Source organism: Streptococcus infantis, from assembly GCF_000960085.1.
GTDB classification, from domain to species: Bacteria; Bacillota; Bacilli; order Lactobacillales; family Streptococcaceae; genus Streptococcus; species Streptococcus infantis_C.
The window spans coordinates 182257-208774 of record NZ_JYGT01000009.1; the positions used below are offsets into that span (position 1 = coordinate 182257).

The following is a 26518-nucleotide window of genomic DNA, read 5'->3' on the forward strand; positions in this document are numbered from 1 at the left end:
AATAAAAATAGTTACAACAAGAAAGAAGGAAAGAGAATGTACGATACGATTATTATCGGTGCAGGTCCTGCTGGGATGACTGCAGCCTTGTATGCAGCACGCAGTAATCTGAAAGTTGCTTTGATTGAAGGTGGCCTTCCTGGTGGTCAGATGAATAATACTTCTGATATTGAAAACTATCCAGGTTATGCCAATATCAGTGGTCCAGAATTAGCTGAAAAGATGTTTGAACCTCTTGAAAATCTTGGAGTTGAACACCTCTATGGCTTTGTTGAAACTGTTGAGGACCATGGTGAATTTAAAAAAGTCGTAACAGACGACCAAGTTTATGAAACTCGTACAGTTATCGTAGCGACAGGTTCTAAGCACCGTCTCTTGGGAGTTCCAGGTGAAGAAGAGCTCAATAGCCGTGGTGTTTCTTATTGTGCCGTTTGTGATGGAGCCTTTTTCCGTGACCAAGATTTGTTGGTTGTAGGTGGAGGTGACTCAGCAGTTGAAGAAGCAATCTTCTTAACGCAGTTTGCCAAAACTGTAACTATCGTTCACCGTCGTGATGAACTTCGTGCTCAAAAAGTCTTGCAAGATAGAGCTTTTGCCAATGAAAAAATCAATTTCATTTGGGATTCTGTTGTCAAAGAAATCAAGGGTGAGAACCGTGTGGAGTCAGTTGTCATTGAAAATGTTAAAACAGGACAAGTGACAGAACAAGCCTTTGGTGGTGTCTTCATCTATGTTGGATTAGATCCAGTTAGTGACTTCGTTCAAGAGTTGCAGATTCGAGACCAGGCAGGTTGGATTGTGACAGATGACCACATGAAGACAAGTGTTGCAGGAGTCTTTGCAGTTGGGGATGTTCGTCAGAAAGACCTTCGCCAAGTTACAACAGCAGTTGGAGATGGCGCTATTGCAGGTCAAGAAGCCTATAAATATATCATTGAACATAATTAAAAAAGTTTCCAATCAAACGATTGGAAACTTTTTTATAATCGATTTCTGAAGACTTCGTACATGAGAATAGCAGCAGCAACACTGGCATTGAGACTTTGTACGTGACCATTCATTGGTATGGTGATCATCTCGTCCACTTGCTTCTTGATGTTGCTTGAGATACCTTTTCCCTCATTTCCGATAATAAGAGCGACTTTGCCACTTGTATTCCATTTATGGCAAGGAGTTCCATTCATATCAGTTCCAAAAGTCCAGAATCCCTCGTCTTTGAGTTTGTCCAAGGTTTGACTGAGATTAGTGACTCGGGCGATAGGAACGTGCTCGATAGCACCAGTCGCCGTTTTAGCAACAACTGGAGTGACGCCGACAGCTCGGTGTTTTGGAATAATAACACCTGAAACATTGGTTGCATCCGCTGTTCTCAAGATAGAACCGAGATTATGTGGATCTGTTAAACCATCAAGAATTAGTAGTAGTGGGTTTTCTTCTTGGCGTGTTTTTGCAAGAATCTGCTCAAGTTCTGTATAGGCGAATTCAGAAACACGTAGGACAAAACCCTGGTGAACAGCACCCTCAGTCATTTCAGAAAGAGCCTTTTTTGAAGTCCAAGAGATGGATACTTTCTTTTCTGTAGCTAGTTCCTTAACCTTTTCTACATTTTTTCCACGAAGATCATCTTGGAGATAGAGTTTGTTCCCTGTATTTGCTAAAAGTGCTTCAGTGACGGCGTGAACGCCATAGACGATATCATTTGTTTTCATGGCTCTATTATAACATAAAACCCCGTCTTGCAACGGGATTTTCTTTATTCGAGAATGAGTAGGCCTTCTTTGATTTCAAAGGGATCTTTTTCGTTAATTCGATCGTAAAACATAATACCATTTAAGTGGTCAATTTCATGTTGGACAACGATTGAGTTGTAGCCTTTTAGCTTGATACGATGTTTTTCGCCATCCTTGTCAAAGTAGTCAACAGTCACTCGAGCATGACGGATAACATAACCAGGTACAGCTCGATCGACTGATAGACAACCTTCTCCCTCGCCTAGAGTAGCATCTTGGACTGAATGTGAGACGATTTTAGGATTGTACATTACAGCTTGTAAGTCATAGGCTTCCTGAGGTGTTTCACCATCTTCAGTGATATTTGGAACCAAAACAGCGATGATGCGTTTTGAGATGTCCAATTGTGGTGCTGCAAGTCCAACTCCTCCACGTAGTCCAAGTTTTTCAGCCATAACTGGATCTTGTGAATGTTTCAAAAATTGCATCATTTTCTCACCGAGGATAATATCTTGATCACTCAATGGGAAAGTGACCTCCTCAGCAATAGCACGTAGGGTTGGATTACCCTCGCGGATAATATCTTTCATATCGATTAAATGAGAAGCTTTTGTAATACGTTCTATAGCAGACATGTTCTCTCCTTCCTTCCATTACAATTACATGATAACACAAAACAGATGAGAAAGAAAGTCACAGAAGCTGTTAAAAAATTATAGAATAAAAGGAAATACCTATTTGTCTGTGGTATAATAAGGTAAGGAGACTTGCATCAAAAAGTAAGGAGAAAAAGATGGAAAAACGTAGTAGTAGAAATCAAAATGGTCCTATCTTACGGCTTGTCGAGAAATTGATTCGATTTTTTAGAAACTATCGCCAATGGAGTAATAAAACCTTTATTATGGTTTTGTTAATCGTAGTTGCTATTTCGATGGCATTGACTTTATTAGCTGAAGGGCTAAAGGGAATTCCTTTAGTAAATAGTAGTGCAACTACAGTGAGTCAGAGTGCTGATTCTAAGGAGAAGACTACTGTAACAGAACAGGAAACAAGTGCTCGCATCATGGCAAATGGTGATTTGCTCTATCATGATATTATTTACATCTCAGCAAAAAAGTCAGATGGAACCTACGATTTTCATGAAAATTTTGAATACGTAAAGCCTTGGCTGAAGCAAGCTGATTTAGTTCTTGGTGATTTTGAAGGAACCGTAAATAAAGACCACTATCTTGCAGGTTACCCTTTGTTTAATGCACCTGGTGAAGTTATGGATGCTATAAAAGATGCAGGCTATCAAGTGCTAGACTTGGCTCACAATCATATTTTGGATTCTCAGATTGAGGGAGTGGTTTCAACTGCAGATGCTATTGAAAAGGCAGGAATGACGCCAGTCGGGGTCTATACTCATGAATCACGAGATAAGGCACTTTTACTTATCAAGGAAGTTAAGGGTATTAAAGTTGCTATTTTAGCTTATTCCTATGGTTTTAACGGTATTGAACAAAGCATTTCTCAAGAGGATTATAATCGCTATCTTTCAGACTTAGATGAAGATAAAATGAAGACTGAAATTGAGCGAGCTGAGAAAGAGGCAGATATTACAATTATCATGCCTCAGATGGGAGTTGAGTATCAAATTGAGCCGACTGAGGAGCAAAAGAAACTTTACCATAAAATGATTGATTGGGGAGCTGATATTATCTTTGGTGGTCACCCTCACGTTGTTGAACCAGCTGAAACGGTTGAAAAAGACGGTGATAAAAAGCTTATCATTTATTCTATGGGGAATTTTATCTCAAATCAACGGATTGAAACCATGCAGGATGTTGAAAATGCCAAGTGGACGGAACGTGGAGTCCTCATGGATGTGACCATTAAGAAAAAATCTGGTAAAACAACTATCGAGACGGCTCAAGCACATCCAAGTTGGGTGAGTCGGACTCCTAAGGGAGGCTATTCTCCAGAAGGCTATCCACTTTATCTATACCAGACCTATATTTTAGAAGATTTTATAGAGGGTGGGAAATACCGTAGTCAGTTAGACGAGGCTACCAAGGAACGGATTGATACAGCCTACAAGGAAATGAATGAGCATGTAGGTTTGAAATGGTAATAACTAAAAGCAAGAAGGATATTATGAATATTAAAGTCATTGCAACGGATATGGATGGTACTTTGTTAGATCCAAGAGGTCAACTAGACCTTCCTCGCTTAGAGAAAATTTTGGATAAGCTGGACCACCGTGGCGTTCGGTTTGTCATTGCTACTGGAAATGAAGTTCATCGTATGCGTCAATTACTGGAGCATCTGGTAGATAGAGTCGTTCTCGTAGTTGCTAATGGTGCTCGTATATTCGAAAATGATAAATTGCTACAGGCACAAACTTGGGATGATGTCATGGTTGATAGGGCTTTAGACCATTTTAAAGGTAGGGAATGCCAGGATCAGTTTGTCGTCACTGGTATGAATGGTGGTTTTGTTAAGGAAGGCACTGTTTTTACAGAACTGGATAAATTTATGACTCCGGAGATGATTGAAAAGCTCTACCAACGCATGCATTTTGTTGATGAATTTGACTCCAGCTTATTCGGTGGTGTCCTCAAGATGAGTATGGTTGTTGGTGAAGAACGATCAGATGCAGTTTTGCAGGAAATCAATGACTTGTTTGATGGTCATGTTCGTGCTGTTTCTAGTGGATATGGCTGTATTGATATCTTACAGGATGGGATTCATAAGGCATGGGGCCTAGAAGAATTGCTCAAACGTTGGAACTTAAAACCAGAACAAATCATGGCTTTTGGAGACAGTGAAAATGACATCGAAATGTTAGAGTTGGCAGGAATTTCTTACGCAATGGAAAATGCTGAGGAGTCTGTTAAGGAAGTTGCGACAAAAGTGGCGCCAGCCAACAGTCAAGCAGGTGTTTACCAAGTTTTAGAAAATTGGCTAGAAAAAGGAGAATAACTTGGCAGTACAACTTTTAGAAAATTGGCTCTTAAAAGAGCAGGAGAAAATTCAAACCAAGTATCGTGAACTCAATCGTATCTCGGTAATTGAACCCTCTATCATCTTTATTGGTGATTCAATTATTGAGTATTATCCTTTACAAGAATTACTAGGAACGTCAAAGACGATTGTGAATCGAGGCATTCGAGGCTATCAGACTGGCCTTTTATTGAAGAATCTTGATGCCCACCTCTATGGTGATGCAGTAGATCAAATTGTATTATTGATTGGGACAAATGACATTGGAAAAGATGTTCCAATGATGGAAGCACTAAACAATCTTGAGAGTGTGATTCAAACCATTTCACGTGACTATCCGCTGTCACAAATAAAGCTTGTTTCCATCTTGCCGGTCAATGAGAGTGAGAATTTCAAACAGACTGTTTATATTCGTAAGAATGATACAATCAAGGCGTGGAACCAAGCCTACCAAGAACTGGCATCAGCCTATATGCAGGTAGAATATGTATCTGTTTTTGACAAACTACTTGATCAGGAAGGACAACTCAAATCAGACTATACAACAGATGGTCTTCATCTTAGCGTCTCTGGCTATCAGGCCCTATCAGATGCCTTGAAAATAGGTGTTTTCTAGGTATTTGCTTACATTTTTGCAATTTCCCCTCAGATAAGGTATAATAGTTCTGTTGTCTTTTGGGGTCGTTACGGATTCGACAGGCATTATGAGGCATATTTTGCAACTCGTGTGGCGACGTTAACGCTCAGTTAAATATAACTGCAAAAAATAACACATCTTACGCTCTAGCTGCCTAAAAACCAGCAGGCGTGACCCGATTCGGATTGCTCGTGTCTGATGATGGGTCTTATTATTAGCGAGATACGATCAAGCTTTGTCTAGCAGTTTGATAAGAGATTGATAGACTCGCAGTTCCTAGGCTTGAGTTATGTGTCGAGGGACTGTTAAAACAATACATAACCTATGGTTGTAGACAAATATGTTGGCAGGTGTTTGGACGTGGGTTCGACTCCCACCGGCTCCATTATTTCTTTTCATTCTTTTGCATTCCTTTCTAAAACGTTGTCAAATCAACGTTTTTTATTTTGTTCTTTCATATTCCTTAGTATTGTTTTTTAAAAAAGGGAGTCACAAAAGGATACAACATTTCGTTGTATCTTAAACAGTTAATCAAGTCCAGAATTTTCTAAGATTTTATGTTATAATTAAGGTATGTTAAAAAATGGTGAAAACAATCAATTGGTTTTCATTTAGTTTTCAATATCTTATGAATTAAGGATTATCTTATTTTTTAATCATAAAAACAAATGAAAAGGTAGGTTTAGAAAGAGGTAAAGAGAGATGTCATCTCATAAAAAGGTTTCACTTTCTGAGATAAATCAGTCCATCGAGACTCCCAATAATAATCATTTCTGGCAAAATTTAAAGGCCTTTTTAGGTCCAGGTGCTCTTGTAGCTGTTGGTTATATGGATCCAGGAAACTGGATTACCAGTGTTGTCGGTGGGGCTTCCTATAAGTATAGTCTCTTGTTTGTTATCTTGATTTCATCTCTCATTGCCATGCAACTTCAGCAGATGGCAGGAAAGCTTGGGATTGTAACCCAGATGGACCTGGCTCAAGCAACGGCTCATCATTCACCTAAATGGCTTCGTTATAGCTTATGGGTGATTTTGGAATTGGCCCTGATGGCGACAGACCTGGCAGAAGTACTAGGTTCAGCCATTGCTCTTAATCTTCTCTTTAAGATTCCGATTATGATAGCCATCCTCTTGACAGTTTTGGATGTCTTTCTCTTACTGCTCTTGATGAAATTTGGCTTTAAGAAAATCGAAGCTATCGTTACAACACTGATTTTAACAATCTTAGCTATCTTTACTTATCTGGTAGCTTTGTCACATCCAAGCTTCCAAGGAATCACTGAGGGTTATTTACCAAATTCAACCTTATTTGAGAGTCCATTGCCAGGACATGAAAGTCAATTAACATTAGCGCTGGGAATAGTAGGTGCGACAGTGATGCCCCATAACCTCTATTTGCATTCTTCCTTGTCTCAAACTCGGAAAATCAATCACAAGGACAGAAATGATGTTCGAAAAGCGGTGCGCTTTATGACTTGGGACTCAAATCTCCAATTATCCTTGGCCTTTGTGGTTAACTCCCTTCTATTGATTTTAGGAGCGGCCCTCTTTTTCGGCCATGCATCCGAGATTTCTGCCTTCTCTCAAATGTATAATGCCTTGCAGGATTCAACCATTGCAGGAGCCATCGCTAGCTCAACCTTGTCAACTTTATTTGCCTTGGCCCTATTAGCCATTGGTCAGAATTCGACTATCACTGGTACCTTGACAGGACAAATCGTTATGGAAGGTTTCTTACATTTGCGATTGTCTCAGTGGTTCATTCGTTTGGCGACTCGTCTCTTTGCCTTGCTGCCTGTTATGATAGTAGCGGTTCTGTTCGGTCATCAAGAAAAAACCTTGGATCAGTTATTGGTCTATTCACAGGTCTTTCTTTCAATCGCTCTTCCATTTTCAATCTTTCCTCTGATTTATCTAACCTCAAAAAAATCACTGATGGGAGAATTTACCAATGCCAAATGGAATACCATTCTTGGCTATATTGTCTCCATTATCTTAACTATTCTCAATATAAAATTGCTATTTGATACCTTCTAAGAAATTCACCCTAGTTTTAGAACTAACATATAAAAAGATACCCAAGATTTCTTGGGTATCTTTTTTTAGAAAATAAACGGAAGACATGGGATTCGAACCCACGCACGCTTTAACACGCCTACCGCGTTTCCAACACGGCCTCTTAAGCCTCTTGAGTAATCTTCCATTGCCTACTCACCTAGTCTACCATAAAGCCTTCTTTCTTGCAAATTTATTTGAAGTTGAGGGGGTAGTGACAGAAAATGATAGAAAATGACAAAAAATGCTTGACTTTGATTTTTTTTGTGATAGAATGATTAATGTAATCGTTAACAGGAGGTGAGTAGGTGCTAAAAAGCGAGAGAAAAAAGTTGATTTTAGAAGAATTGAGTAAGCATAAAATCGTTTCTCTAGAGAAATTAGTAGGCTTGCTAGATACTTCAGAATCAACAGTTAGACGTGATTTAGATGAATTGGAATCTGAAAATAAACTTCGTCGAGTGCATGGGGGAGCTGAGTTGCCTCACTCCTTACAAGAAGAAGAAACCATTCAAGAAAAATCTGTCAAAAACCTTCAAGAGAAAAAGTTGATTGCTCAAAAAGCAGCTTCTCTCATCAAAGAAAAAGATGTTATCTTTGTAGATGCAGGAAGTACGACAGCCTTTCTCATTAAAGAATTGGAGCGAAAAGACATTACAGTGGTAACCAATTCCATTCACCATGCGGTGCTGTTAGTGGATAAGCAAATCCCAACGGTGATTATCGGTGGTGGAGTCAAGATGACAACTGATGCCAGTATCGGAGGAGTAGCTCTCAATCAGATTAACCAACTGCACTTTGATCGTGCCTTTATTGGAATGAATGGTGTAGATGAAGGTTACTTTACAACTCCGGATATGGAAGAAGGAGCGGTTAAGCGTGCTATCTTAGAAAATGCCAAACAAACCTATGTTTTGGCGGATTCATCTAAGATTGGTCAGTCTTGTTTCGCTAAAGTTGCCCCTCTAAAACGAGCTATCGTCATTACTAGCAAGGGTCATGAGCTCTTGCCAGCTATCAAAGAAAAAACGGAGGTAATAGAAGTATGATTTATACAGTCACACTCAATCCATCTATTGACTACATTGTCCGTTTGGATAAAGTAGAAGTTGGTAGTGTTAATCGTATGGATAGTGATGATAAGTTTGCTGGTGGTAAGGGAATCAATGTCAGTCGCGTCTTGAAACGTCTAGATATTCCAAATACAGCGACTGGATTTATCGGAGGCTTTACTGGTAAATTTATCACAGATACTTTAGCTGAGGAGCAAATTGAAACGCGATTTGTGCAAGTTGCAGAAGATACGCGTATCAACGTTAAAATCAAAGCAGACCAAGAAACCGAAATCAATGGGACTGGTCCTACTGTTGAAGCAGATCAACTGGAGGAGTTGAAAGCTATCCTTTCAAGTCTAACAGCAGAGGATACAGTTGTATTTGCGGGATCGAGTGCTAAAAACTTAGGCAATGTTATTTATAAGGATTTGATTGCCTTGACCCGTCGGACAGGCGCACAAGTTGTGTGTGATTTTGAAGGTCAGACCTTGATTGATAGTTTGGATTATCAACCACTTTTGGTCAAACCAAATAATCATGAACTGGGAGCTATCTTTGGAGTCAAGCTTGAAAGCCTTGATGAAATAGAGAAATACGCTCGAGAACTGCTGGCTAAAGGTGCTCAAAATGTTATCATCTCCATGGCTGGTGATGGTGCCCTTCTGGTAACATCAGAGGGAGCCTACTTTGCTAAACCAATCAAGGGAACAGTGAAAAACTCAGTGGGAGCTGGTGACTCAATGGTTGCTGGATTTACGGGTGAGTTTGTCAAATCAAAAGACGCAGTAGAAGCCTTCAAATGGGGTGTGGCTTGTGGAACAGCAACTACCTTCTCTGATGACTTGGCGACTGCAGCATTTATTAAAGAAACTTATGAAAAAGTTGAGGTAGAAAAAAGATGAAAATTCAGGATTTACTGAGAAAAGATGTGATGTTGCTTGATTTACAAGCAACTGAAAAAACAGCAGCTATCGAAGAAATGATTCATAGCTTGGTAGAGCACGGATATGTGACAGATTTCGAAACCTTCAAAGAAGGAATCTTGGCGCGTGAAGCTTTGACTTCTACAGGTTTGGGTGACGGTATCGCAATGCCTCACAGCAAAAATGCTGCAGTTAAAGAAGCGACTGTTCTCTTTGCTAAGTCAAATAAGGGTGTTGACTACGAAAGTCTAGATGGACAACCAACTGACCTCTTCTTTATGATTGCTGCTCCAGAAGGTGCCAATGATACTCACTTGGCTGCCTTAGCAGAATTGTCACAATATTTGATGAAAGACGGATTTGCTGATAAGCTTCGTCAAGTAACATCAGCTGATCAAGTCATTGAACTCTTTGACCAAGCTTCAGAAAAAGCTCAAGAGCCAGTTCAAATACCTGCAAATAGTTCTGATGACTTTATCGTTGCTGTAACTGCTTGTACAACAGGTATCGCCCACACTTATATGGCTCAAGAAGCTCTTCAAAAAGTGGCTGCTGAAATGGGTGTTGGTATCAAGGTTGAAACCAACGGTGCTAGTGGTGTCGGTAACCAATTGACAGCAGAAGATATCCGCAAGGCTAAAGCTGTAATTATCGCTGCAGATAAAGCAGTTGAAATGGATCGTTTCGATGGCAAACCATTGGTAAATCGTCCAGTAGCAGACGGTATCCGTAAAACTGAAGAATTGATCAACCTTGCTCTTTCTGGAAATGCTGAAGTTTATCATGCTGCTAATGGAGCAAAAGCTACAACAGCATCTATTGAAAAACAAAGTATCGGTGGTGCCTTCTACAAACACTTGATGAGTGGTGTATCTCAAATGTTGCCATTTGTTATCGGTGGTGGTATCATGATTGCCCTTGCCTTCTTGATTGATGGTGCTATGGGTGTGCCAAATGATAGCCTCGGAAATCTTGGATCTTACCATGAACTTGCTTCTATGTTCATGAAAATCGGTGGTGCAGCCTTTGGTTTGATGCTTCCAGTATTTGCAGGATATGTTGCTTACTCAATCGCTGAAAAACCAGGTTTGGTAGCAGGTTTCGTAGCTGGTGCTATCGCTAAAGAAGGTTTTGCCTTTGGTAAAATCCCTTACGCTCAAGGTGGTGAAGCAACTTCAGCACTTGCAGGAGTATCATCAGGTTTCCTTGGAGCCCTTGTTGGTGGATTTATCGCAGGTGCCTTGGTGCTCTTGGTTAAGAAATACGTGAAGGTTCCTCGCTCACTTGAAGGTGCTAAATCAATCCTTCTCTTGCCGCTTTTTGGAACAATCTTGACAGGCTTTGTCATGCTAGCTGTTAATATCCCAATGGCCGCAATCAACACTGGTATGAACAACTTCCTTGGTGGTCTTGAAGGTGGATCAGCTGTCCTTCTTGGAGTCGTTCTTGGAGGAATGATGGCTGTCGATATGGGTGGACCTGTCAATAAAGCAGCCTACGTCTTTGGTACGGGTACCCTTGCAGCAACAGTGGCAACAGGTGGTTCAGTAGCTATGGCAGCAGTTATGGCTGGAGGAATGGTTCCACCACTTGCAATCTTTGTCGCAACTCTCCTCTTCAAGAATAAATTTACCAAAGAAGAACGTAACTCTGGTTTGACGAACATCGTTATGGGCTTGTCATTCATCACTGAAGGTGCGATTCCATTTGGTGCAGCAGACCCAGCTCGTGCTATCCCAAGCTTCATCCTTGGATCAGCGGTAGCAGGTGGACTCGTTGGTCTTGCAAATATCAAACTCATGGCTCCTCACGGAGGAATCTTCGTTATCGCCCTTACTTCAAATGCTCTTCTTTATCTTGTCTTTGTCTTGGTAGGAGCAATTGTCAGTGGTGTCGTTTACGGTTACCTTCGTAAACCATTAGAAAAATAATCACAAATACTCAAATGGCTGAACACGAAAGTGGGCAGTCATTTTTTAACCCCTCGAAAAGTTTCTGAAATATGATATAATAGAAGCATGGCAAACAAGAATACAACTAAAACAAGACGAAGACCGTCTAAAGCAGAATTGGAAAGAAAACAAGCGATTCAACGAATGCTGATTTCTTTAGCTTTAGCTATCTGTTTAATTTTTGCAGCCCTCAAATGGGGAGCTGTCGGAATCACTGTTTATAACCTGATTCGCTTACTCGTAGGGAGTTTAGCATACTTAGCTATTTTCTCTCTCTTGATTTATCTATTCTTCTTTAAATGGATTCATAAACAAGAAGGCTTGCTAGCAGGTTTCTTCTTTATTTTTGCAGGCTTGCTCCTCATCTTTCAAGCTTATCTTGTCTGGAAGCTTAGCATGGCAAATGCTGTTTTTCAAGGAACGATTGGACAAATCTTTAAAGATTTAACCAGTTTTCAAGTAACAAGTTTTGCAGGGGGAGGCTTGTTAGGGGTAGGTCTCTACATTCCGGTAGCCTTTTTGTTCTCAAACATCGGTACCTATTTCATAGGGGCCATCTTAATCCTAATCGGAGCTCTTTTAATGAGTCCATGGTCTATCTATGATATTGCTGATTTTCTCTCAGCACGATTTTCTATCTGGATGGAACGTCGCGAACAGAAAAAACAAGAACGCTTTGTCAAGCGTGAAGAAGAAAAGGCACGAAGAGAAGTAGAAGAACAAGCAAGACTCGAGAAAGAAAGAGACGAGCAGGCTTTGCTTGACATGCAGCCTGTAGATATGGAAACTGGAGAAATCTTATCAGACGAACCACTGCAAGAATTTCCTCCACTTCCAGAGGAGGAATGGCTAGAACCTGAGATTATTCTCCCGCAAGCTGATTTTTATTCCCCTGAAGAAGGAGACTATCCAGAGGAAGAAGTTTTCTCTGAAGATGATGATGACGAAGAGGTTGAAGTAGATTTTTCTGCTAAAAAAGCCTTGGAGTATAAGCTTCCAAGCTTGCAACTCTTTGCGCCAGATAAACCAAAAGATCAGTCAAAAGAAAAGAAAATCGTTCGAGAAAATATTAAAATTTTGGAAGAGACCTTCGCAAGTTTTGGTATTAAAGTGACTGTAGAAAGAGCAGAAATCGGTCCGTCGGTGACCAAGTATGAGGTTAAACCTGCAGTTGGTGTCCGTGTCAACCGTATTTCAAATCTAGCAGACGATTTAGCTTTGGCTTTGGCTGCTAAAGATGTCCGTATCGAAGCACCGATTCCTGGGAAATCCTTGGTAGGTATCGAAGTTCCTAACTCGGAAATTGCAACTGTATCCTTCCGTGAGCTTTGGGAACAATCTCAGACTAAGCCTGAAAACCTTTTAGAAATTCCTCTTGGGAAGGCCGTTAACGGAACAGCTCGTAGTTTTGATTTGGCAAAAATGCCTCACTTGCTAGTGGCCGGTTCTACAGGTTCTGGTAAATCTGTTGCGGTTAACGGCATTATTGCAAGTATTCTGATGAAAGCACGCCCAGACCAAGTCAAATTCATGATGGTCGATCCAAAGATGGTTGAGCTTTCAGTCTACAACGATATCCCTCATCTCTTGATTCCAGTTGTGACCAATCCTCGTAAGGCTAGCAAGGCATTGCAAAAGGTTGTTGACGAGATGGAAAACCGCTATGAACTCTTTGCTAAAGTCGGCGTTCGAAATATCGCTGGTTTCAATGCTAAGGTAGAAGAGTTTAACGCTCAGTCCGAATACAAACAAGTACCGCTACCTTTAATCGTTGTGATTGTCGATGAGTTAGCTGACCTCATGATGGTTGCCAGCAAGGAAGTAGAAGATGCTATTATCCGTCTAGGACAAAAGGCGCGTGCAGCTGGTATCCATATGATCCTTGCAACCCAACGTCCTTCAGTAGATGTTATCTCTGGTTTGATTAAGGCCAATGTTCCGTCTCGTGTAGCCTTCGCTGTTTCATCAGGAACAGACTCACGGACGATTTTGGATGAAAATGGCGCTGAGAAATTGCTTGGTCGAGGAGATATGCTCTTTAAGCCAATCGATGAAAACCATCCAGTTCGTCTTCAAGGTTCCTTTATCTCAGATGATGATGTCGAGCGTATTGTGAACTTCATCAAGTCCCAAGCAGATGCTGACTATGATGAAAGCTTTGACCCTGGAGAAGTGTCCGAGACTGAAAGCGACTTTGGTTCTAGCGATGATGCTGGTGATCCACTCTTTGAAGAAGCAAAAGCCCTTGTCATCGAGACACAAAAGGCGAGTGCTTCCATGATTCAGCGTCGTTTATCAGTTGGTTTTAACCGAGCAACTCGATTGATGGAAGAATTAGAGATGGCTGGTGTTATCGGTCCAGCTGAAGGTACAAAACCTCGAAAAGTCTTACAACAATAAAAAAAGCTTCTTTCCGAAACTGGAGAGAAGCTTTATTGTTAAGGATTTGTTTTATTGTCTGTCGCAACTGTATCAGATTGAGCAACTCCATCAGTTTGATTTTTTGGGACGTTGTTAGAAGCTTGAGTAGTCTCTTCTGATTGAACATTATTGTTTTTATTGTCAACTCCACTATTTGCAGAATTAGTATCTTGGTTACTTCCTTGATTCTGAGCAGGAGCGTTCGATTGAGCAGGAGCTTCCTTTTGGATTTCCTTGATAATGGTTGTGTGCGGATTTGTATCTTTTTTATCTTTTTCTTTATCAAAGGCATTCATAATCGTGATACTAGCCGTAATCAAACCTAAAATACTAGCAATCGTTGCAATTGTTTTTTGAAAAACAGTGAATCCTTTTTTGATGTGTTCGGTCTTAGGCTTTGAACTTCTACGATAGTTAGACATAATTTCTCTCCTTTGTCATGATTCATTATACTCAAAATCTTTAAAAAAAACTTAAATGAACCTGAATTGCCTTTCTTGTCGCCTGAACTGTTTCGTGTTACAATAGAAGGAGTGATTTTAGAAAGCGTGAGAAACCATGATATACTTTGATAATTCGGCAACGACTAAGCCTTATCCTGAAGCTCTTGAAACCTATATGCAGGTCGCTTCGAAAATTGTAGGAAATCCATCCAGTCTCCATCGTTTGGGAGATCAGGCAACACGAATTTTAGAAGCTTCTCGTCAACAGATTGCAGATTTGATTGGCAAGAAATGCGAGGAAATCTTCTTTACATCTGGTGGTACTGAAGGGGATAATTGGGTTATCAAAGGGATTGCATTCGAAAAAGCGCAATTTGGCAAACACATTATTGTATCTGACATTGAGCACCCAGCAGTCAAGGAGTCAGCTCTCTGGCTGAAGACTCAAGGGTTTGAAGTGGATTTTGCACCAGTAGATAAAAAAGGCTTTGTAGATGTAGAGGCCTTGGCAAGTTTGCTTCGAGCTGATACGACCTTAGTCTCCATCATGGCAGTCAACAATGAAATTGGTTCCATCCAGCCCATCCAAGCTATTTCAGAGCTTTTAGCAGATAAACCAACCATTTCTTTCCATGTTGATGCTGTTCAGGCTTTGGCAAAAATACCAACAGAAAAGTATTTGGCAGACCGAGTTGATTTTGCGACCTTCTCCAGTCATAAGTTCCACGGAGTTCGGGGTGTTGGCTTTGTCTACATTAAGTCTGGCAAGAAAATCACCCCCCTATTAACCGGTGGTGGCCAGGAGCGCGACTATCGTTCCACAACTGAGAATGTAGCAGGAATTGCTGCGACTGCCAAGGCCCTACGTTTGGCTATGGAGAGATTGGACTTATTTGCTAGCAAAACAAGTCAGATGAAAGAGGTTATCCGTCAAGCCCTTCTTAATTATCCTGATATTTTTGTTTTCTCAGGAGAAGAAGATTTTGCTCCTCATATTCTGACCTTTGGGATTAAGGGTGTCCGTGGTGAAGTCATCGTTCATGCATTTGAGGACTATGATATTTTCATCTCCACAACCTCTGCTTGCTCGTCCAAGGCAGGAAAACCTGCAGGCACCTTGATTGCCATGGGGGTTGAAAAAGATAAGGCTCAGTCAGCAGTACGCGTCAGTCTAGACCTAGAAAATGACATGAGTCAAGTGGAGCAGTTCTTGACCAAACTAAAATTAATTTACAATCAAACTAGAAAAGTAAGATAGGAGTATTCATGCAATATTCAGAAATTATGATTCGCTACGGGGAACTTTCAACCAAAGGTAAAAACCGTATGCGTTTCATCAATAAACTTCGCAATAATATTTCGGACGTTTTATCCATCTATCCTCAAGTTAAAGTGACAGCAGACCGCGATCGTGCCCATGCTTATCTGAATGGGGCAGATTATGAACCTGTGGCAGAATCTCTCAAGCAAGTTTTCGGGATTCAAAATTTTTCTCCAGTATATAAGGTTGAAAAATCCGTAGAAGTTCTTAAGTCTGCTGTTCAAGAGATTATGAAAGACATCTACAAGGAAGGGATGACCTTTAAAATCTCAAGTAAGCGTAGCGACCACAACTTTGAGCTAGACAGTCGAGAACTCAACCAAACTCTCGGTGGAGCAGTATTTGATGCTATTCCAAATGTGCAAGCACAAATGAAAAATCCTGACATTAACCTTCAAGTGGAGATTCGTGAAGAAGCAGCCTACCTTTCATATGAAACCATTCGTGGTGCAGGTGGTTTGCCGGTAGGAACTTCTGGAAAAGGTATGCTCATGTTGTCAGGAGGGATTGACTCACCAGTTGCTGGATATCTAGCTCTAAAACGTGGAGTGGATATCGAGGCTGTTCACTTTGCGAGCCCTCCCTACACAAGTCCAGGTGCCCTCAAGAAAGCACAGGATTTGACCCGTAAATTGACCAAATTCGGTGGTAATATCCAGTTTATCGAAGTGCCATTCACGGAGATTCAAGAAGAAATTAAAGCCAAGGCGCCAGAAGCCTATCTGATGACGCTGACTCGTCGCTTTATGATGCGCATTACAGATCGTATCCGTGAGGTACGAAATGGCTTGGTTATCATCAATGGGGAAAGTCTTGGTCAGGTGGCTAGTCAAACCCTTGAAAGTATGCAGGCTATCAATGCTGTGACCAACACACCAATCATTCGTCCAGTTGTAACTATGGACAAGCTAGAAATCATTGATATTGCGCAAGAAATTGATACCTTTGAAATCTCTATACAGCCCTTTGAAGACTGTTGTACCATTTTTGCACCAGATCGTCCGAAGACAAATCCTAAGATTAAGAATGCAGAGCAGTATGAAGCTCGAATGGATGTTGAAGGATTGGTTGAACGTGCAGTAGCGGGAATCATGATTACTGAAATTACACCTCAGGCTGAGAAGGATGCGGTCGATGAGTTGATCGATGATCTCCTTTAATCAGAAAAACCAGAGGAAAAGATAAAATAAGTAAAAAAAGTTAGTTTATTGTCCTAAATTTGGACGGAAACTGACTTTTTTCCTATTTTTATGATATAATTAGATAAAATTTTGAATATAGAGAGTTTTCTGACAATGAATCAATCTTATTTTTATTTAAAAATGCGAGAGCATAAATTGGTGGTTCCCTACACAGGTAAGGAGCGTCGCGTACGTGTTCTCCTCCCTAAAAACTATGAGAAAGATACGGATAGAAGTTATCCTGTGGTGTATTTCCATGATGGACAAAACGTCTTTTATAGTAAGGAATCCTACGTAGGCCATTCCTGGAAGATTATCCCAGCCATCAAGCGAAATCCGGATATCAGTCGCATGATTATCGTGGCTATTGACAATGATGGACTTGGACGGATGAACGAGTATGCAGCATGGAAATTCCAAGAGTCTAACATCCCTGGTCAACAATTTGGTGGTAAAGGTGTCGAGTACGCAGAGTTTGTCATGGAAGTGGTTAAGCCCTTTATCGATGAAAACTATCGGACAAAATCAGATTGTAAACACACTGCCATGATAGGATCTTCTCTGGGTGGGAATATTACCCAATTTATCGGCTTGGAGTATCAAGACCAGATTGGCTGCTTGGGTGTCTTTTCATCTGCTAACTGGCTTCACCAAGAGGCTTTTGATCGCTATATTGAGCGTAAGAAACTCTTGCCTGACCAACGTGTCTTTATTTACGTCGGAACGGAAGAAGCAGATGATACTGATAAGACACTAATGGCTGGTAATATTAAGCAGGCCTATATCGACTCATCCCTTCGCTATTATCATGATTTGATAGCAGGAGGAGTGCAGTTGGAAAATCTCTCTCTCAAGGTTCAGGCTGGAGCCATTCACCATGAAGTGCCATGGTCAGAAAATCTACCAGCTTGCCTACGCTTTTTTGCAGAAAATTGGTAAATAGTATAAAGGAGACAGGATATGAATATTGAACATCTTAGCCACTGGAGTGGAAATCTAAATCGTGAAATGTACGTAAACCGATATGGACATGCGGGTATCCCTATTGTAGTCTTTCCTTCTTCAGGTGGTAGCCACAATGAATACTATGATTTTGGCATGATTGATGCTTGTGCGTCCTTTATCGAGGAAGGCCGTGTTCAGTTCTTTACACTTTCAAGTGTCGATAGTGAGAGCTGGCTTGCAACTTGGAAAAACGGTCACGACCAAGCTGAAATGCACCGTGCCTATGAGCGATACGTTATCGAAGAAGCCATTCCTTTTATCAAGCATAAGACGGGTTGGTTCGACGGTATGATGACAACAGGTTGTTCTATGGGAGCTTATCATGCTCTCAACTTCTTCCTACAACATCCAGATGTCTTCACGAAAGTGATTGCCCTTAGTGGAGTTTACGACGCACGTTTCTTTGTTGGTGATTACTACAATGATGATGCCATCTATCAAAATTCACCAGTAGACTATATCTGGAATCAAAATGACGGCTGGTTTATCGATCGTTATCGTCAAGCTGAAATTGTGATCTGTACGGGATTAGGAGCCTGGGAACATGATGGCTTACCTTCTTACTACAAACTCAAAGAAGCCTTTGACCAAAAACAAATTCCTGCCTGGTTTGCAGAATGGGGGCACGATGTCGCCCATGACTGGGAATGGTGGCGCAAACAAATGCCTTATTTTCTCGGTCACATGAGTCTATAAAAGGAGTCGCTTATGAATTATCTTGTAATTTCACCCTATTACCCACAAAATTTCCAACAATTTAGTATTGAACTAGCTAATAAAGGAATCACAGTTCTAGGGATTGGGCAAGAACCCTATGAACAACTAGATGAACCATTGCGCAATAGCTTAACGGAGTACTTCCGAGTTGATAATCTTGAAAACATTGATGAGGTTAAACGCGCCGTCGCCTTTCTTTTTTATAAGCATGGTCCAATTGACCGCATCGAATCACACAATGAATACTGGCTAGAGTTGGACGCTGCTCTTCGTGAACAATTCAATGTTTTTGGTGCCAAACCAGAAGACCTCAAGAAGACCAAGTTCAAGTCTGAGATGAAAAAACTCTTCAAAAAAGCAGGAGTTCCAGTTGTGCCAGGTGCTGTTATTGAAACAGAAGCAGATGTTGATAAAGCTGTGAAAGAAATCGGTCTTCCTATGATTGCAAAACCTGATAATGGAGTAGGAGCTGCCGCAACCTTCAAACTTGAAACTGAAGATGATATCAATCACTTTAAGGCTGAATGGGACCATTCAACCGTTTATTTCTTTGAAAAATTTGTCACCTCTAGTGAGATCTGTACCTTCGATGGTTTGGTAGATAGAGATGGAAATATTGTCTTTTCTACGACTTTTGACTACGCACACACCCCCCTCGATCTCATGATCTACAAGATGGATAATTCTTATTACGTTCTCAAAGATATGGATCCTAAATTACGCAAATATGGTGAAGCAATTGTCAAAGAATTTGGCATGAAGGAACGTTTCTTCCATATTGAGTTCTTCCGTGAGGGTGATGACTATATCGCTATTGAATACAATAACCGTCCAGCGGGTGGTTTCACTATTGATGTCTATAACTATGCCCATTCTTTTGATTTGTACAAGGGCTATGCAGCTATCGTTGCAGGTGAAGCATTCCCAGAGTCTCCATTTGAAACCCAGTATTGCTTGGCAACATCTCGTCGCGCCAATGCCAACTATGTTTATTCAGAAGAAGACTTACTTGCTAAATACGGTCAGCAGTTTAAGGTCAAGAAGGTCATGCCAGCAGCCTTTGCTGAATTGCAAGGAGATTATCTCTATATGCTAACGACACCAAGTCGTGAGGAAATGGAGCAGATGATTAAGGACTTTGGTCAGCGTCAAGAATAATCGAAATTAGGACTTAACAAAAGATGTTTGTTAGGTCTTTTTTGTAGGCTTGAAATAAAAGCGTTTTCCCCTTGGATTCTTTTAGAAAATCTGTTGCTAAAAGGTTTAAAAATTGATAGAATAGGGATTGTCTAAAAAATATTAAGGAGAATCTATCAATGGATTTCACATGGGCAGTCAAATATGCCACTGAATTTTTGGGAACAGCCATCTTGATTATCTTAGGTAATGGTGCAGTTGCCAACGTTGAACTTAAAGGTACGAAAGGTCACCAAAGTGGCTGGCTCGTTATCGCTGTTGGTTACGGTATGGGGGTTATGATCCCAGCTTTGATGTTTGGTAACGTTTCTGGTAACCACATCAACCCAGCCTTCACTCTTGGACTTGCAGTTAGCGGTCTCTTTGAATGGGGGCAAGTACCATTTTACATCATTGCTCAAGTTTTGGGAGCAATCTTCGGACAAGCCTTGGTTGTTGCAACTCACCGTCCATACTACTTGCAAACTGAAAACCCAAATAACATTTTGGGATCTTTCTCAACTATTTCAAGTTTGGACCATGGTACAAAAGAATCACGCTATGCAGCAACAGTTAACGGATTTATCAATGAGTTCGTCGGTTCATTTGTTCTTTTCTTTGCAGCTCTTGGTTTGACAAAACTACATTTTGGTGCGGAACTTAAAGCTGTCGCAGAATCTACAGTTCAACAACAAGTTCAGCAAGCTACATTAGCAGGTCAAAAAATCGCAGAATCAGATGTTAAAAATGCTATCCACAATATTTTTGCACAATCAACAAATGGTTCTTCAGCTGTTGCACACTTGGCACTTGGTTTCTTGGTAATGGCTTTGGTTACTTCACTTGGAGGACCTTCAGGACCAGGTTTGAACCCAGCTCGTGACTTTGGACCACGTCTTCTTCACGCAGTACTTCCTAAATCAATCCTTGGTCAACACAAGGGTGATTCAAAATGGTGGTATGCTTGGGTACCAGTAGTTGCACCGATTGCTGCTGCTATTGCCGCTGTAGCACTTTTCAAATTACTTTACCTATAATATTTAAAAACTGGGTTTTCCCAGTTTTTTCTTTTTTGTACAGATGTGTCTTTTAGAATTAAAGGGTGAAATCGTCAGACTTTTTTCATTTTAAATCAAAAGATGTAAATATGGCAAAAATATGGTAAAATAGAGTATTAAGTAAACGTTAAAAAGGAATATTATGCGTAAAGAAATTGCACCTGAATTATATAATTACAATAAATTTCCTGGTCCAGAATTTCATCTATCTGGAGATAAAGTCGAGGCTGAAGGATTTACCTTCAACTTGGTTGAAAATAGTAAGGAAGCCTTTGATGCAACAGCTTTTACTCAACGCTTTTCGGAAGTTTTAAACAAGTATGATTATATTGTAGGAGACTGGAGCAATGAGCAGTTGCGCTTGCGAGGATTCTACAAGAATGAGCGAGCTGAAGAATCTCTCGAGAAAATCAGTCGTTTACAAGATTATCTACTGGAATACTGTAGTTATGGTTGTGCCTATTTCGTTTTAGAAAATCAGGCGCCGAAACGAGCATCTTTCGACCAGAAGATTCGCAAAAAAGAGGAAGAAAAAGACTCTCGAAGAGGTAAGAAACCTTCCCAAAACAAGAAAAAAAATCATACAGACAAGAGAAATAGACGTCGTCGAAAAGAGCAAAAACCTCAAAAAGAGGTTAAGGAAGACCGTCATTTTGTTATTCGTCAGAAATGACCAAAGAATAAGGAGAAAAGATGAAACCGTCGATTTATAGTTTAACACGCCAAGGCATGCAAGAATGGGTCTTGGAGCAAGGAGAAAAGAAATTCCGTGCTGATCAGATTTGGGAGTGGCTTTACCGTAAACGTGTTCAGACATTTGAAGAAATGACCAACTTGTCTAAGGATTTGATTGCCAAGCTCAACGAGCAGTTTGTTGTCAATCCCTTGAAACAACGTATCGTTCAAGAGTCAGCCGATGGAACAGTCAAGTACCTCTTTGAGTTACCAGATGGTATGCTGATTGAGACTGTACTGATGCGTCAACATTATGGTTTGTCAGTCTGTGTAACCACGCAGGTAGGATGCAATATTGGTTGTACCTTCTGTGCATCAGGTTTGATTAAGAAGCAACGTGACCTCAATAACGGAGAAATTGTTGCACAGATTATGTTGGTTCAAAAATATTTTGACGAACGTGGACAAGATGAACGTGTTAGCCATATCGTTGTTATGGGTATTGGAGAACCGTTTGACAACTACAATAACGTTTTGAACTTTATCCGTACCATCAATGACGATAAGGGAATGGCAATCGGAGCTCGCCATATCACTGTTTCAACCTCAGGTTTGGCCCACAAGATTCGCGAGTTTGCTAATGAAGGTGTACAGGTTAACCTTGCTGTCTCACTTCATGCGCCAAACAATGAACTTCGTTCAAGCATCATGAAGATTAACCGTGCCTTCCCGATTGAAAAACTCTTTGCAGCTATTGAGTATTACATCGAGACAACTAACCGCCGTGTTACTTTTGAGTACATCATGCTCAATGAAGTTAATGATGGAGTCGAACAAGCGCTTGAGTTGGCAGAATTGCTGAAAAATATCAAGAAATTGTCCTATGTCAACTTGATTCCTTACAACCCAGTTAGTGAACATGACCAGTACAGCCGTAGTCCTAAAGAGTGCGTGATGGCCTTCTATGATACGCTCAAGAAGAAAGGCATCAACTGTGTTGTTCGTCAGGAACATGGTACTGATATCGATGCAGCATGTGGACAATTGCGTTCAAATACCATGAAACGTGATCGCCAAAAAGCAGTAGCTGAAGTAAATCCATAAGATGAAACAAAAAAAATTACTAAGCTTGGGAGTCGTGCTATACAGTCTTTGTATCGTCTGTTTTTGCTTTACTCCCCAGCCTCAACTTCCTACAGGAGTGGAAACTCCAGGTATTCAAACTTTTGGACGCCTGGTTTTTCTTTTGACCCCTTTTAACTCCCTTTGGAATCTGGGAGAAGTAACCAGCCTTTTACAGCTGTTTTGGATTTTTTTGCAAAACGCCTTAAATATCCTCTTGCTCTTCCCATTGATTTTCCAGCTTCTCTATCTTATACCTGCTCTAAGAAAAACGAAGAAAGTGATTTTGTTTAGCTTTTTATTGAGCTTGAGCATCGAGTGTACGCAACTAATTTTAGATTTTTTCTTTGATTTTAACAGGGTATTTGAGATTGATGATTTATGGACCAATACTTTGGGTGGCTACCTGGCTTGGGTCCTTTATAAACTACTACATAGAAACAAGATAAGGAATAAGAATGAGTATCTTAGAAGTTAAGAATTTGAGTCACGGTTTTGGAGACCGTGCGATTTTTGAAGACGTGTCTTTCCGTCTCCTCAAGGGTGAACACATCGGCTTAGTCGGTGCCAATGGTGAGGGGAAATCAACCTTTATGAGCATCGTGACTGGTAAAATGCTACCTGATGAAGGTAAGGTGGAATGGTCTAAATACGTGACAGCAGGTTACCTGGACCAGCATGCTGTGCTCAAAGAAGGTCAAACCGTACGTGATGTTCTTCGCACTGCCTTTGACGAATTATTCAAAGCCGAAGCTCGCATCAATGATCTCTACATGGAAATGGCAGAAGATGGGGCTGATATTGATTCCTTAATGGAGGAAGTCGGAGAACTGCAAGACCGTTTGGAAAGCCGTGATTTCTATACCTTGGATGCTAAGATTGACGAAGTCGCGCGTGCTCTTGGTGTCATGGACTTTGGGATGGACACAGATGTAACAGCTTTGTCAGGTGGACAAAGAACCAAGGTGCTTTTAGCCAAACTTCTTCTTGAAAAGCCAGATATCTTGCTTCTGGACGAGCCGACTAACTATCTAGATGCTGAACATATTGACTGGCTCAAGCGTTATCTTCAGAACTATGAGAATGCCTTTGTTCTTATTTCGCACGATATTCCTTTCCTCAACGATGTAATCAATATCGTCTATCACGTTGAAAATCAACAGTTGACACGCTATTCAGGCAATTACTACCAGTTCCAAGAAGTCTATGCCATGAAGAAATCGCAACTGGAAGCAGCCTATGAGCGTCAACAGAAAGAAATTGCGGATCTCAAGGACTTTGTGGCTCGAAACAAAGCACGTGTCGCAACGCGTAACATGGCCATGTCTCGTCAGAAAAAATTGGACAAGATGGATATCATCGAGCTTCAAAGTGAGAAACCAAAGCCGTCCTTTGAATTCAAAACTGCTCGTACACCTGGACGATTTATCTTCCAAGCCAAGGATTTGCAGATTGGGTATGACCGTCCTCTTACTAAACCATTAAATCTGACCTTTGAACGCAATCAAAAGGTTGCCATTATTGGTGCTAACGGTATCGGGAAAACAACACTTTTGAAGAGTCTCTTGGGGATTATTCCTCCAATTGCTGGGGAGGTTGAACGTGGGGACTATCTAGAACTCGGCTACTTTGAGCAAGAAGTGGAAGGAGGCAATCGTCAGACACCACTGGAAGCAGTTTGGAATGCCTTTCCGGCGCTCAATCAAGCAGAGGTCCGTGCAGCTCTTGCCCGCTGTGGTTTGACGACTAAACACATTGAAAGTCAGGTTCAGGTCTTGTCAGGTGGGGAGCAAGCCAAGGTGCGTTTCTGTCTCTTGATGAACCGTGAGAACAATGTCCTTGTTCTAGACGAACCTACTAACCACTTAGATGTGGATGCCAAGGATGAACTCAAACGTGCTTTGAAAGAATACAAGGGTTCTATCCTCATGGTTTGCCATGAACCAGACTTCTATGAAGGATGGATGGATCAAATCTGGGATTTCAATGAGTTAACATAAAAAGAGAATTCCATAAAACTAGAATAGGAAAAAGCCAGGTCTGTGTGACTTGGCTTTTTGGCTAGTAATTCAAATAGGTTTCAATCTCAGATTTTTGGATTTCTTTACCGTAGTGACAAATCGGGCAAGAAACGAAATAAGTTTTTCCGTAAGGAAAGAGTGGAATCCAGTAAAGAGTAAACTTACGTCCGTATTCTGTAATTTCCCAAGTATCAACATTGTTACAATGACCGCATTCGATAGTAGTCTGTGTATGTCCCAATACTTTTTGGTAACCTTTTGACCCCCAAAATAGAATCATTTTTACATCTCCTTATAGTTAATGGTGTTATTGTTTACTGAAATCGTAGTCTTTAACAATTTCGATACTATCGATAGTGATAGCAGTAGTTGGTTTATCTTTTTCGTCTTTTTCAGCCTTGGCAATTTTATCTACTACATCCATCCCATCAATGACTTGACCAAAGACGGGGTGTTTCCCATCAAGAGTTGGATTTCCACCTTCTTTGTAGGCTTCGATAATTTTCTTAGGATAGCTATTTGTAGGAAGTTTAGCTGAATAGTCTGTTGTACTTTGGTTGATGAAGAACTGGCTACCATTTGAGCTTGGTTGACCAGTATTGGCCATAGATAGGGAACCGCGGATATTATAGAGGTATGGAGAGATTTCGTTTTTGAAACCTGTTCCCTTGTCCTTGGTTTTGTCTTTATCGTGCCAGATAGATTCTCCACCTGTTCCATCTCCCTTAGGATCTCCAGTTTGTACCATAAATCCATCAATCACACGGTGGAAAGTCACACCATTGTAGTAACCTTCTTTTGCATGAGTAAGGAAGTTTTCAACTGCAAGAGGCGCTAGCTTTGGAAAAAGTTTGATACGAATATCACCCAAACTTGTGTGAAGGATAGCTTCAGCCTCATCTTCAGCTACTTCCTTAGAAAGTTGAGGGAAGTTAGCATTTTCGTTTGTTAAGGCGTCTTTCAAATCTTTTTCTGCTTGTGCAGCAGCTTTCGAACTCTCTTCAGCAGCAATTTTAGAATCCACGTAATCATCACCACGAAGTGCACGTTGGATGCTTGTGCATCCACCAAGAGCAAAAGTTGAAATGAGTAGTAGTGTAGCTAATTTTTTCATATTAGTCCTTTCAAAAATCATTTTTACTATTGTACCGTAAAAGAAAGGGGATTTCAAATGTAAGTGGTTGGTGTACATATAAGCCACTGGAAAAATGATGGTACGAAATTTCTACAGTCAAAAAATCAACCAGCTTTGGTTGATTAAAGATTCTTTTTAGGATGGAGGTCAATGATTACTTGATTCTATTCGGCGGACTTCATCTTGGAGAGTCCAGTAACCCCCTTCTTTTTAAGAATATTCCTTTTCATGGTAGCATAGCCTTTTTCAACAAGCGTATCTAAATATTTTGGGATATCAATGCCATAAGAATTACTATATTTTCAAAGGATTTTTCTTTTGGCTTCAATTCCTAATTAATCAATGAACTTAATACTAGGTCTCGAAAAGAATTATGCTTCCTCTTTTTGTCTGAGTTCAAAGAGGTCTTCTACTTTCAGATTAAAAACTTGAGCAATTTTAAGAGCCATTTCCAGCGAAGGATTGTAACGGTTATTTTCCAAGTGAAGAATTGTCTCGCGTCGCATGCCGATGAGGTCGGCTAACTCCTGCTGGGTCATGCCTGTGGACTCACGAACAGATTTGAGATTAGTAATAATATTGCTTTCTTTGGACATACTTATCCTCTCCGTTCCAAGATAAGATAGACAACCGCAAAGATGAAAATCAAGGCAGCTATGCTAATAAAGATCTGGCCCATGTAAAGAGTGAGAGACCCCATATACCCAATGATAACTGCTAGAATCATCAGTGCGCCTAGTATAAAAACAAACATTAAGCTTGCTGCCTTTGCTAAATTAGCATAAAAGCGTTCGTCCGGAGTTTCCTTGACATTTTTCAAACAGAAAAAACCAAATACAATCACTTCAATAACGAGGCCAATTCCCAAAATCCATTCTTTAATACCAGAACTTTCGCTTGGGGTCG

The 26518-nt window shown here is 40.6% G+C and carries 25 protein-coding genes, 1 tRNA gene, 1 other RNA gene and 1 pseudogene; 20 read left to right on the top strand and 8 right to left on the bottom strand.

The genetic code is table 11. The features are described 5' to 3' along the window. Positions 1-36 precede the first annotated feature (36 nt). Entirely contained in the window at positions 37-948 is a 912-nt protein-coding gene (trxB, locus tag TZ94_RS07225; protein WP_045615519.1) for a thioredoxin-disulfide reductase, read from the top strand. 32 nt (positions 949-980) lie between these two features. Here trxB and rlmB read toward each other — a convergent pair whose 3' ends face one another. Next, the gene (gene rlmB / locus TZ94_RS07230; protein WP_016465611.1) at positions 981-1709 is read right to left on the bottom strand and encodes a 23S rRNA (guanosine(2251)-2'-O)-methyltransferase RlmB; all 729 of its coding nucleotides are present in this window, start codon (positions 1707-1709) and stop codon (positions 981-983) included. A gap of 44 nt (positions 1710-1753) precedes the next feature. After that, positions 1754-2365: a peptide deformylase gene (gene def, locus TZ94_RS07235; protein WP_045615521.1), complete on the bottom strand. Its 612-nt coding sequence runs from the start codon at positions 2363-2365 to the stop codon at positions 1754-1756. A 158-nt stretch (positions 2366-2523) separates the two neighbouring features. Here def and TZ94_RS09345 point away from each other — a divergent pair, with 158 nt between their 5' ends. The 5 genes from TZ94_RS09345 to TZ94_RS07260 all read left to right on the top strand — a co-directional run bounded on the left by TZ94_RS09345 (position 2524) and on the right by TZ94_RS07260 (position 7389). Continuing rightward, positions 2524-3843: a CapA family protein gene (locus TZ94_RS09345; protein WP_052689737.1), complete on the top strand. Its 1320-nt coding sequence runs from the start codon at positions 2524-2526 to the stop codon at positions 3841-3843. A 23-nt stretch (positions 3844-3866) separates the two neighbouring features. After that, positions 3867-4694, top strand: a complete 828-nt coding sequence (locus TZ94_RS07250) for an HAD family hydrolase (RefSeq protein ID WP_045615581.1) — start codon at positions 3867-3869, stop codon at positions 4692-4694. 1 nt (position 4695) lies between these two features. Then, positions 4696-5331, top strand: coding sequence for an SGNH/GDSL hydrolase family protein (locus TZ94_RS07255; RefSeq protein WP_045615522.1), 636 nt, complete (start codon positions 4696-4698; stop codon positions 5329-5331). A gap of 61 nt (positions 5332-5392) precedes the next feature. After that, positions 5393-5740: a transfer-messenger RNA gene (gene ssrA / locus TZ94_RS09540) on the top strand. Between the two features lie 314 nt (positions 5741-6054). Next, positions 6055-7389, top strand: a complete 1335-nt coding sequence (locus TZ94_RS07260; RefSeq protein WP_045615523.1) for an Nramp family divalent metal transporter — start codon at positions 6055-6057, stop codon at positions 7387-7389. A 77-nt stretch (positions 7390-7466) separates the two neighbouring features. Here the strand turns inward: TZ94_RS07260 and TZ94_RS07265 are convergent. Continuing rightward, positions 7467-7554: transfer RNA gene (locus tag TZ94_RS07265), tRNA-Ser, on the bottom strand. A gap of 161 nt (positions 7555-7715) precedes the next feature. Here TZ94_RS07265 and TZ94_RS07270 point away from each other — a divergent pair. From TZ94_RS07270 to TZ94_RS07285, 4 genes are all read left to right on the top strand, one after another. Further along, positions 7716-8456, top strand: a complete 741-nt coding sequence (locus TZ94_RS07270) for a DeoR/GlpR family DNA-binding transcription regulator (protein ID WP_045615524.1) — start codon at positions 7716-7718, stop codon at positions 8454-8456. Next, positions 8453-9364, top strand: coding sequence for a 1-phosphofructokinase (gene pfkB, locus TZ94_RS07275; RefSeq protein ID WP_045615525.1), 912 nt, complete (start codon positions 8453-8455; stop codon positions 9362-9364). The genes TZ94_RS07270 and pfkB overlap by 4 nt, the downstream gene beginning before the upstream one ends. Continuing rightward, entirely contained in the window at positions 9361-11316 is a 1956-nt protein-coding gene (locus tag TZ94_RS07280) for a PTS fructose transporter subunit IIABC (protein ID WP_045615528.1), read from the top strand. Before pfkB ends, TZ94_RS07280 begins: the two co-directional genes overlap by 4 nt. 138 nt (positions 11317-11454) lie before the next feature. Beyond that, on the top strand, positions 11455-13737 hold the full coding sequence (locus tag TZ94_RS07285; protein ID WP_347228210.1) for a DNA translocase FtsK: 2283 nt from the start codon (positions 11455-11457) through the stop codon (positions 13735-13737). A gap of 38 nt (positions 13738-13775) precedes the next feature. Here TZ94_RS07285 and TZ94_RS07290 read toward each other — a convergent pair whose 3' ends face one another. Next, positions 13776-14180, bottom strand: coding sequence for a DUF6556 family protein (locus tag TZ94_RS07290; RefSeq protein ID WP_045615529.1), 405 nt, complete (start codon positions 14178-14180; stop codon positions 13776-13778). A 136-nt stretch (positions 14181-14316) separates the two neighbouring features. On the opposite strand from TZ94_RS07290, the gene TZ94_RS07295 reads away from it, so the two are divergent. From TZ94_RS07295 to TZ94_RS07340, 10 genes are all read left to right on the top strand, one after another. Further along, positions 14317-15459: a cysteine desulfurase family protein gene (locus TZ94_RS07295; protein ID WP_045615531.1), complete on the top strand. Its 1143-nt coding sequence runs from the start codon at positions 14317-14319 to the stop codon at positions 15457-15459. A gap of 8 nt (positions 15460-15467) precedes the next feature. Beyond that, on the top strand, positions 15468-16682 hold the full coding sequence (thiI, locus tag TZ94_RS07300) for a tRNA uracil 4-sulfurtransferase ThiI (RefSeq protein WP_045615534.1): 1215 nt from the start codon (positions 15468-15470) through the stop codon (positions 16680-16682). A 135-nt stretch (positions 16683-16817) separates the two neighbouring features. Further along, positions 16818-17642: an alpha/beta hydrolase gene (locus TZ94_RS07305; protein WP_045615536.1), complete on the top strand. Its 825-nt coding sequence runs from the start codon at positions 16818-16820 to the stop codon at positions 17640-17642. A gap of 21 nt (positions 17643-17663) precedes the next feature. Next, positions 17664-18404 (top strand): esterase family protein, encoded by a 741-nt coding sequence (locus tag TZ94_RS07310; protein ID WP_045615539.1) that lies wholly within the window; start codon positions 17664-17666, stop codon positions 18402-18404. A 12-nt stretch (positions 18405-18416) separates the two neighbouring features. Then, positions 18417-19583 (top strand): ATP-grasp domain-containing protein, encoded by a 1167-nt coding sequence (locus tag TZ94_RS07315; RefSeq protein WP_045615542.1) that lies wholly within the window; start codon positions 18417-18419, stop codon positions 19581-19583. A 158-nt stretch (positions 19584-19741) separates the two neighbouring features. Further along, positions 19742-20638, top strand: a complete 897-nt coding sequence (gla, locus tag TZ94_RS07320; protein WP_045615545.1) for an aquaglyceroporin Gla — start codon at positions 19742-19744, stop codon at positions 20636-20638. Positions 20639-20801: 163 nt separating this feature from the next. After that, positions 20802-21332 (top strand): YutD family protein, encoded by a 531-nt coding sequence (locus TZ94_RS07325; RefSeq protein ID WP_045615547.1) that lies wholly within the window; start codon positions 20802-20804, stop codon positions 21330-21332. A 20-nt stretch (positions 21333-21352) separates the two neighbouring features. After that, positions 21353-22438 carry a 23S rRNA (adenine(2503)-C(2))-methyltransferase RlmN gene (rlmN, locus tag TZ94_RS07330; protein WP_045615550.1) on the top strand — a complete coding sequence of 362 codons (1086 nt, stop codon included), beginning with the start codon at positions 21353-21355 and terminating at the stop codon, positions 22436-22438. 1 nt (position 22439) lies between these two features. Further along, positions 22440-22934 carry a VanZ family protein gene (locus TZ94_RS07335; protein WP_045615552.1) on the top strand — a complete coding sequence of 165 codons (495 nt, stop codon included), beginning with the start codon at positions 22440-22442 and terminating at the stop codon, positions 22932-22934. Then, positions 22915-24456: an ABC-F family ATP-binding cassette domain-containing protein gene (locus tag TZ94_RS07340; RefSeq protein WP_045615554.1), complete on the top strand. Its 1542-nt coding sequence runs from the start codon at positions 22915-22917 to the stop codon at positions 24454-24456. The genes TZ94_RS07335 and TZ94_RS07340 overlap by 20 nt, the downstream gene beginning before the upstream one ends. Positions 24457-24517: 61 nt before the next feature. Here TZ94_RS07340 and TZ94_RS07345 read toward each other — a convergent pair whose 3' ends face one another. From TZ94_RS07345 to TZ94_RS07360, 4 genes and pseudogenes are all read right to left on the bottom strand, one after another. Further along, entirely contained in the window at positions 24518-24757 is a 240-nt protein-coding gene (locus TZ94_RS07345; protein WP_080929480.1) for a zinc-ribbon domain-containing protein, read from the bottom strand. 27 nt (positions 24758-24784) lie between these two features. Next, complete coding sequence (locus tag TZ94_RS07350) at positions 24785-25591, bottom strand: peptidylprolyl isomerase (protein WP_045615556.1); 807 nt, start codon at positions 25589-25591, stop codon at positions 24785-24787. Between the two features lie 392 nt (positions 25592-25983). Continuing rightward, the gene (locus TZ94_RS07355; protein ID WP_045613392.1) at positions 25984-26208 is read right to left on the bottom strand and encodes a helix-turn-helix transcriptional regulator; all 225 of its coding nucleotides are present in this window, start codon (positions 26206-26208) and stop codon (positions 25984-25986) included. A gap of 2 nt (positions 26209-26210) precedes the next feature. Then, positions 26211-26518: pseudogene (locus TZ94_RS07360) on the bottom strand (DUF3796 domain-containing protein); the annotation flags it as partial.

Bases quoted from the DNA above. Each gene is read 5' to 3' on its own strand.
- TZ94_RS09345 (WP_052689737.1), top strand. From the start codon at position 2,524: ATGGAAAAACGTAGTAGTAGAAATCAAAATGGTCCTATCTTACGGCTT.
- TZ94_RS07355 (WP_045613392.1), bottom strand. From the start codon at position 26,208: ATGTCCAAAGAAAGCAATATTATTACTAATCTCAAATCTGTTCGTGAG.
- TZ94_RS07295 (WP_045615531.1), top strand. From the start codon at position 14,317: ATGATATACTTTGATAATTCGGCAACGACTAAGCCTTATCCTGAAGCT.
- TZ94_RS07315 (WP_045615542.1), top strand. From the start codon at position 18,417: ATGAATTATCTTGTAATTTCACCCTATTACCCACAAAATTTCCAACAA.
- rlmN (WP_045615550.1), top strand. From the start codon at position 21,353: ATGAAACCGTCGATTTATAGTTTAACACGCCAAGGCATGCAAGAATGG.
- pfkB (WP_045615525.1), top strand. From the start codon at position 8,453: ATGATTTATACAGTCACACTCAATCCATCTATTGACTACATTGTCCGT.
- TZ94_RS07305 (WP_045615536.1), top strand. From the start codon at position 16,818: ATGAATCAATCTTATTTTTATTTAAAAATGCGAGAGCATAAATTGGTG.
- TZ94_RS07250 (WP_045615581.1), top strand. From the start codon at position 3,867: ATGAATATTAAAGTCATTGCAACGGATATGGATGGTACTTTGTTAGAT.
- TZ94_RS07280 (WP_045615528.1), top strand. From the start codon at position 9,361: ATGAAAATTCAGGATTTACTGAGAAAAGATGTGATGTTGCTTGATTTA.
- TZ94_RS07345 (WP_080929480.1), bottom strand. From the start codon at position 24,757: ATGATTCTATTTTGGGGGTCAAAAGGTTACCAAAAAGTATTGGGACAT.
- TZ94_RS07310 (WP_045615539.1), top strand. From the start codon at position 17,664: ATGAATATTGAACATCTTAGCCACTGGAGTGGAAATCTAAATCGTGAA.
- gla (WP_045615545.1), top strand. From the start codon at position 19,742: ATGGATTTCACATGGGCAGTCAAATATGCCACTGAATTTTTGGGAACA.
- TZ94_RS07350 (WP_045615556.1), bottom strand. From the start codon at position 25,591: ATGAAAAAATTAGCTACACTACTACTCATTTCAACTTTTGCTCTTGGT.
- thiI (WP_045615534.1), top strand. From the start codon at position 15,468: ATGCAATATTCAGAAATTATGATTCGCTACGGGGAACTTTCAACCAAA.
- def (WP_045615521.1), bottom strand. From the start codon at position 2,365: ATGTCTGCTATAGAACGTATTACAAAAGCTTCTCATTTAATCGATATG.
- trxB (WP_045615519.1), top strand. From the start codon at position 37: ATGTACGATACGATTATTATCGGTGCAGGTCCTGCTGGGATGACTGCA.
- TZ94_RS07335 (WP_045615552.1), top strand. From the start codon at position 22,440: ATGAAACAAAAAAAATTACTAAGCTTGGGAGTCGTGCTATACAGTCTT.
- TZ94_RS07260 (WP_045615523.1), top strand. From the start codon at position 6,055: ATGTCATCTCATAAAAAGGTTTCACTTTCTGAGATAAATCAGTCCATC.
- rlmB (WP_016465611.1), bottom strand. From the start codon at position 1,709: ATGAAAACAAATGATATCGTCTATGGCGTTCACGCCGTCACTGAAGCA.
- TZ94_RS07340 (WP_045615554.1), top strand. From the start codon at position 22,915: ATGAGTATCTTAGAAGTTAAGAATTTGAGTCACGGTTTTGGAGACCGT.
- TZ94_RS07290 (WP_045615529.1), bottom strand. From the start codon at position 14,180: ATGTCTAACTATCGTAGAAGTTCAAAGCCTAAGACCGAACACATCAAA.
- TZ94_RS07325 (WP_045615547.1), top strand. From the start codon at position 20,802: ATGCGTAAAGAAATTGCACCTGAATTATATAATTACAATAAATTTCCT.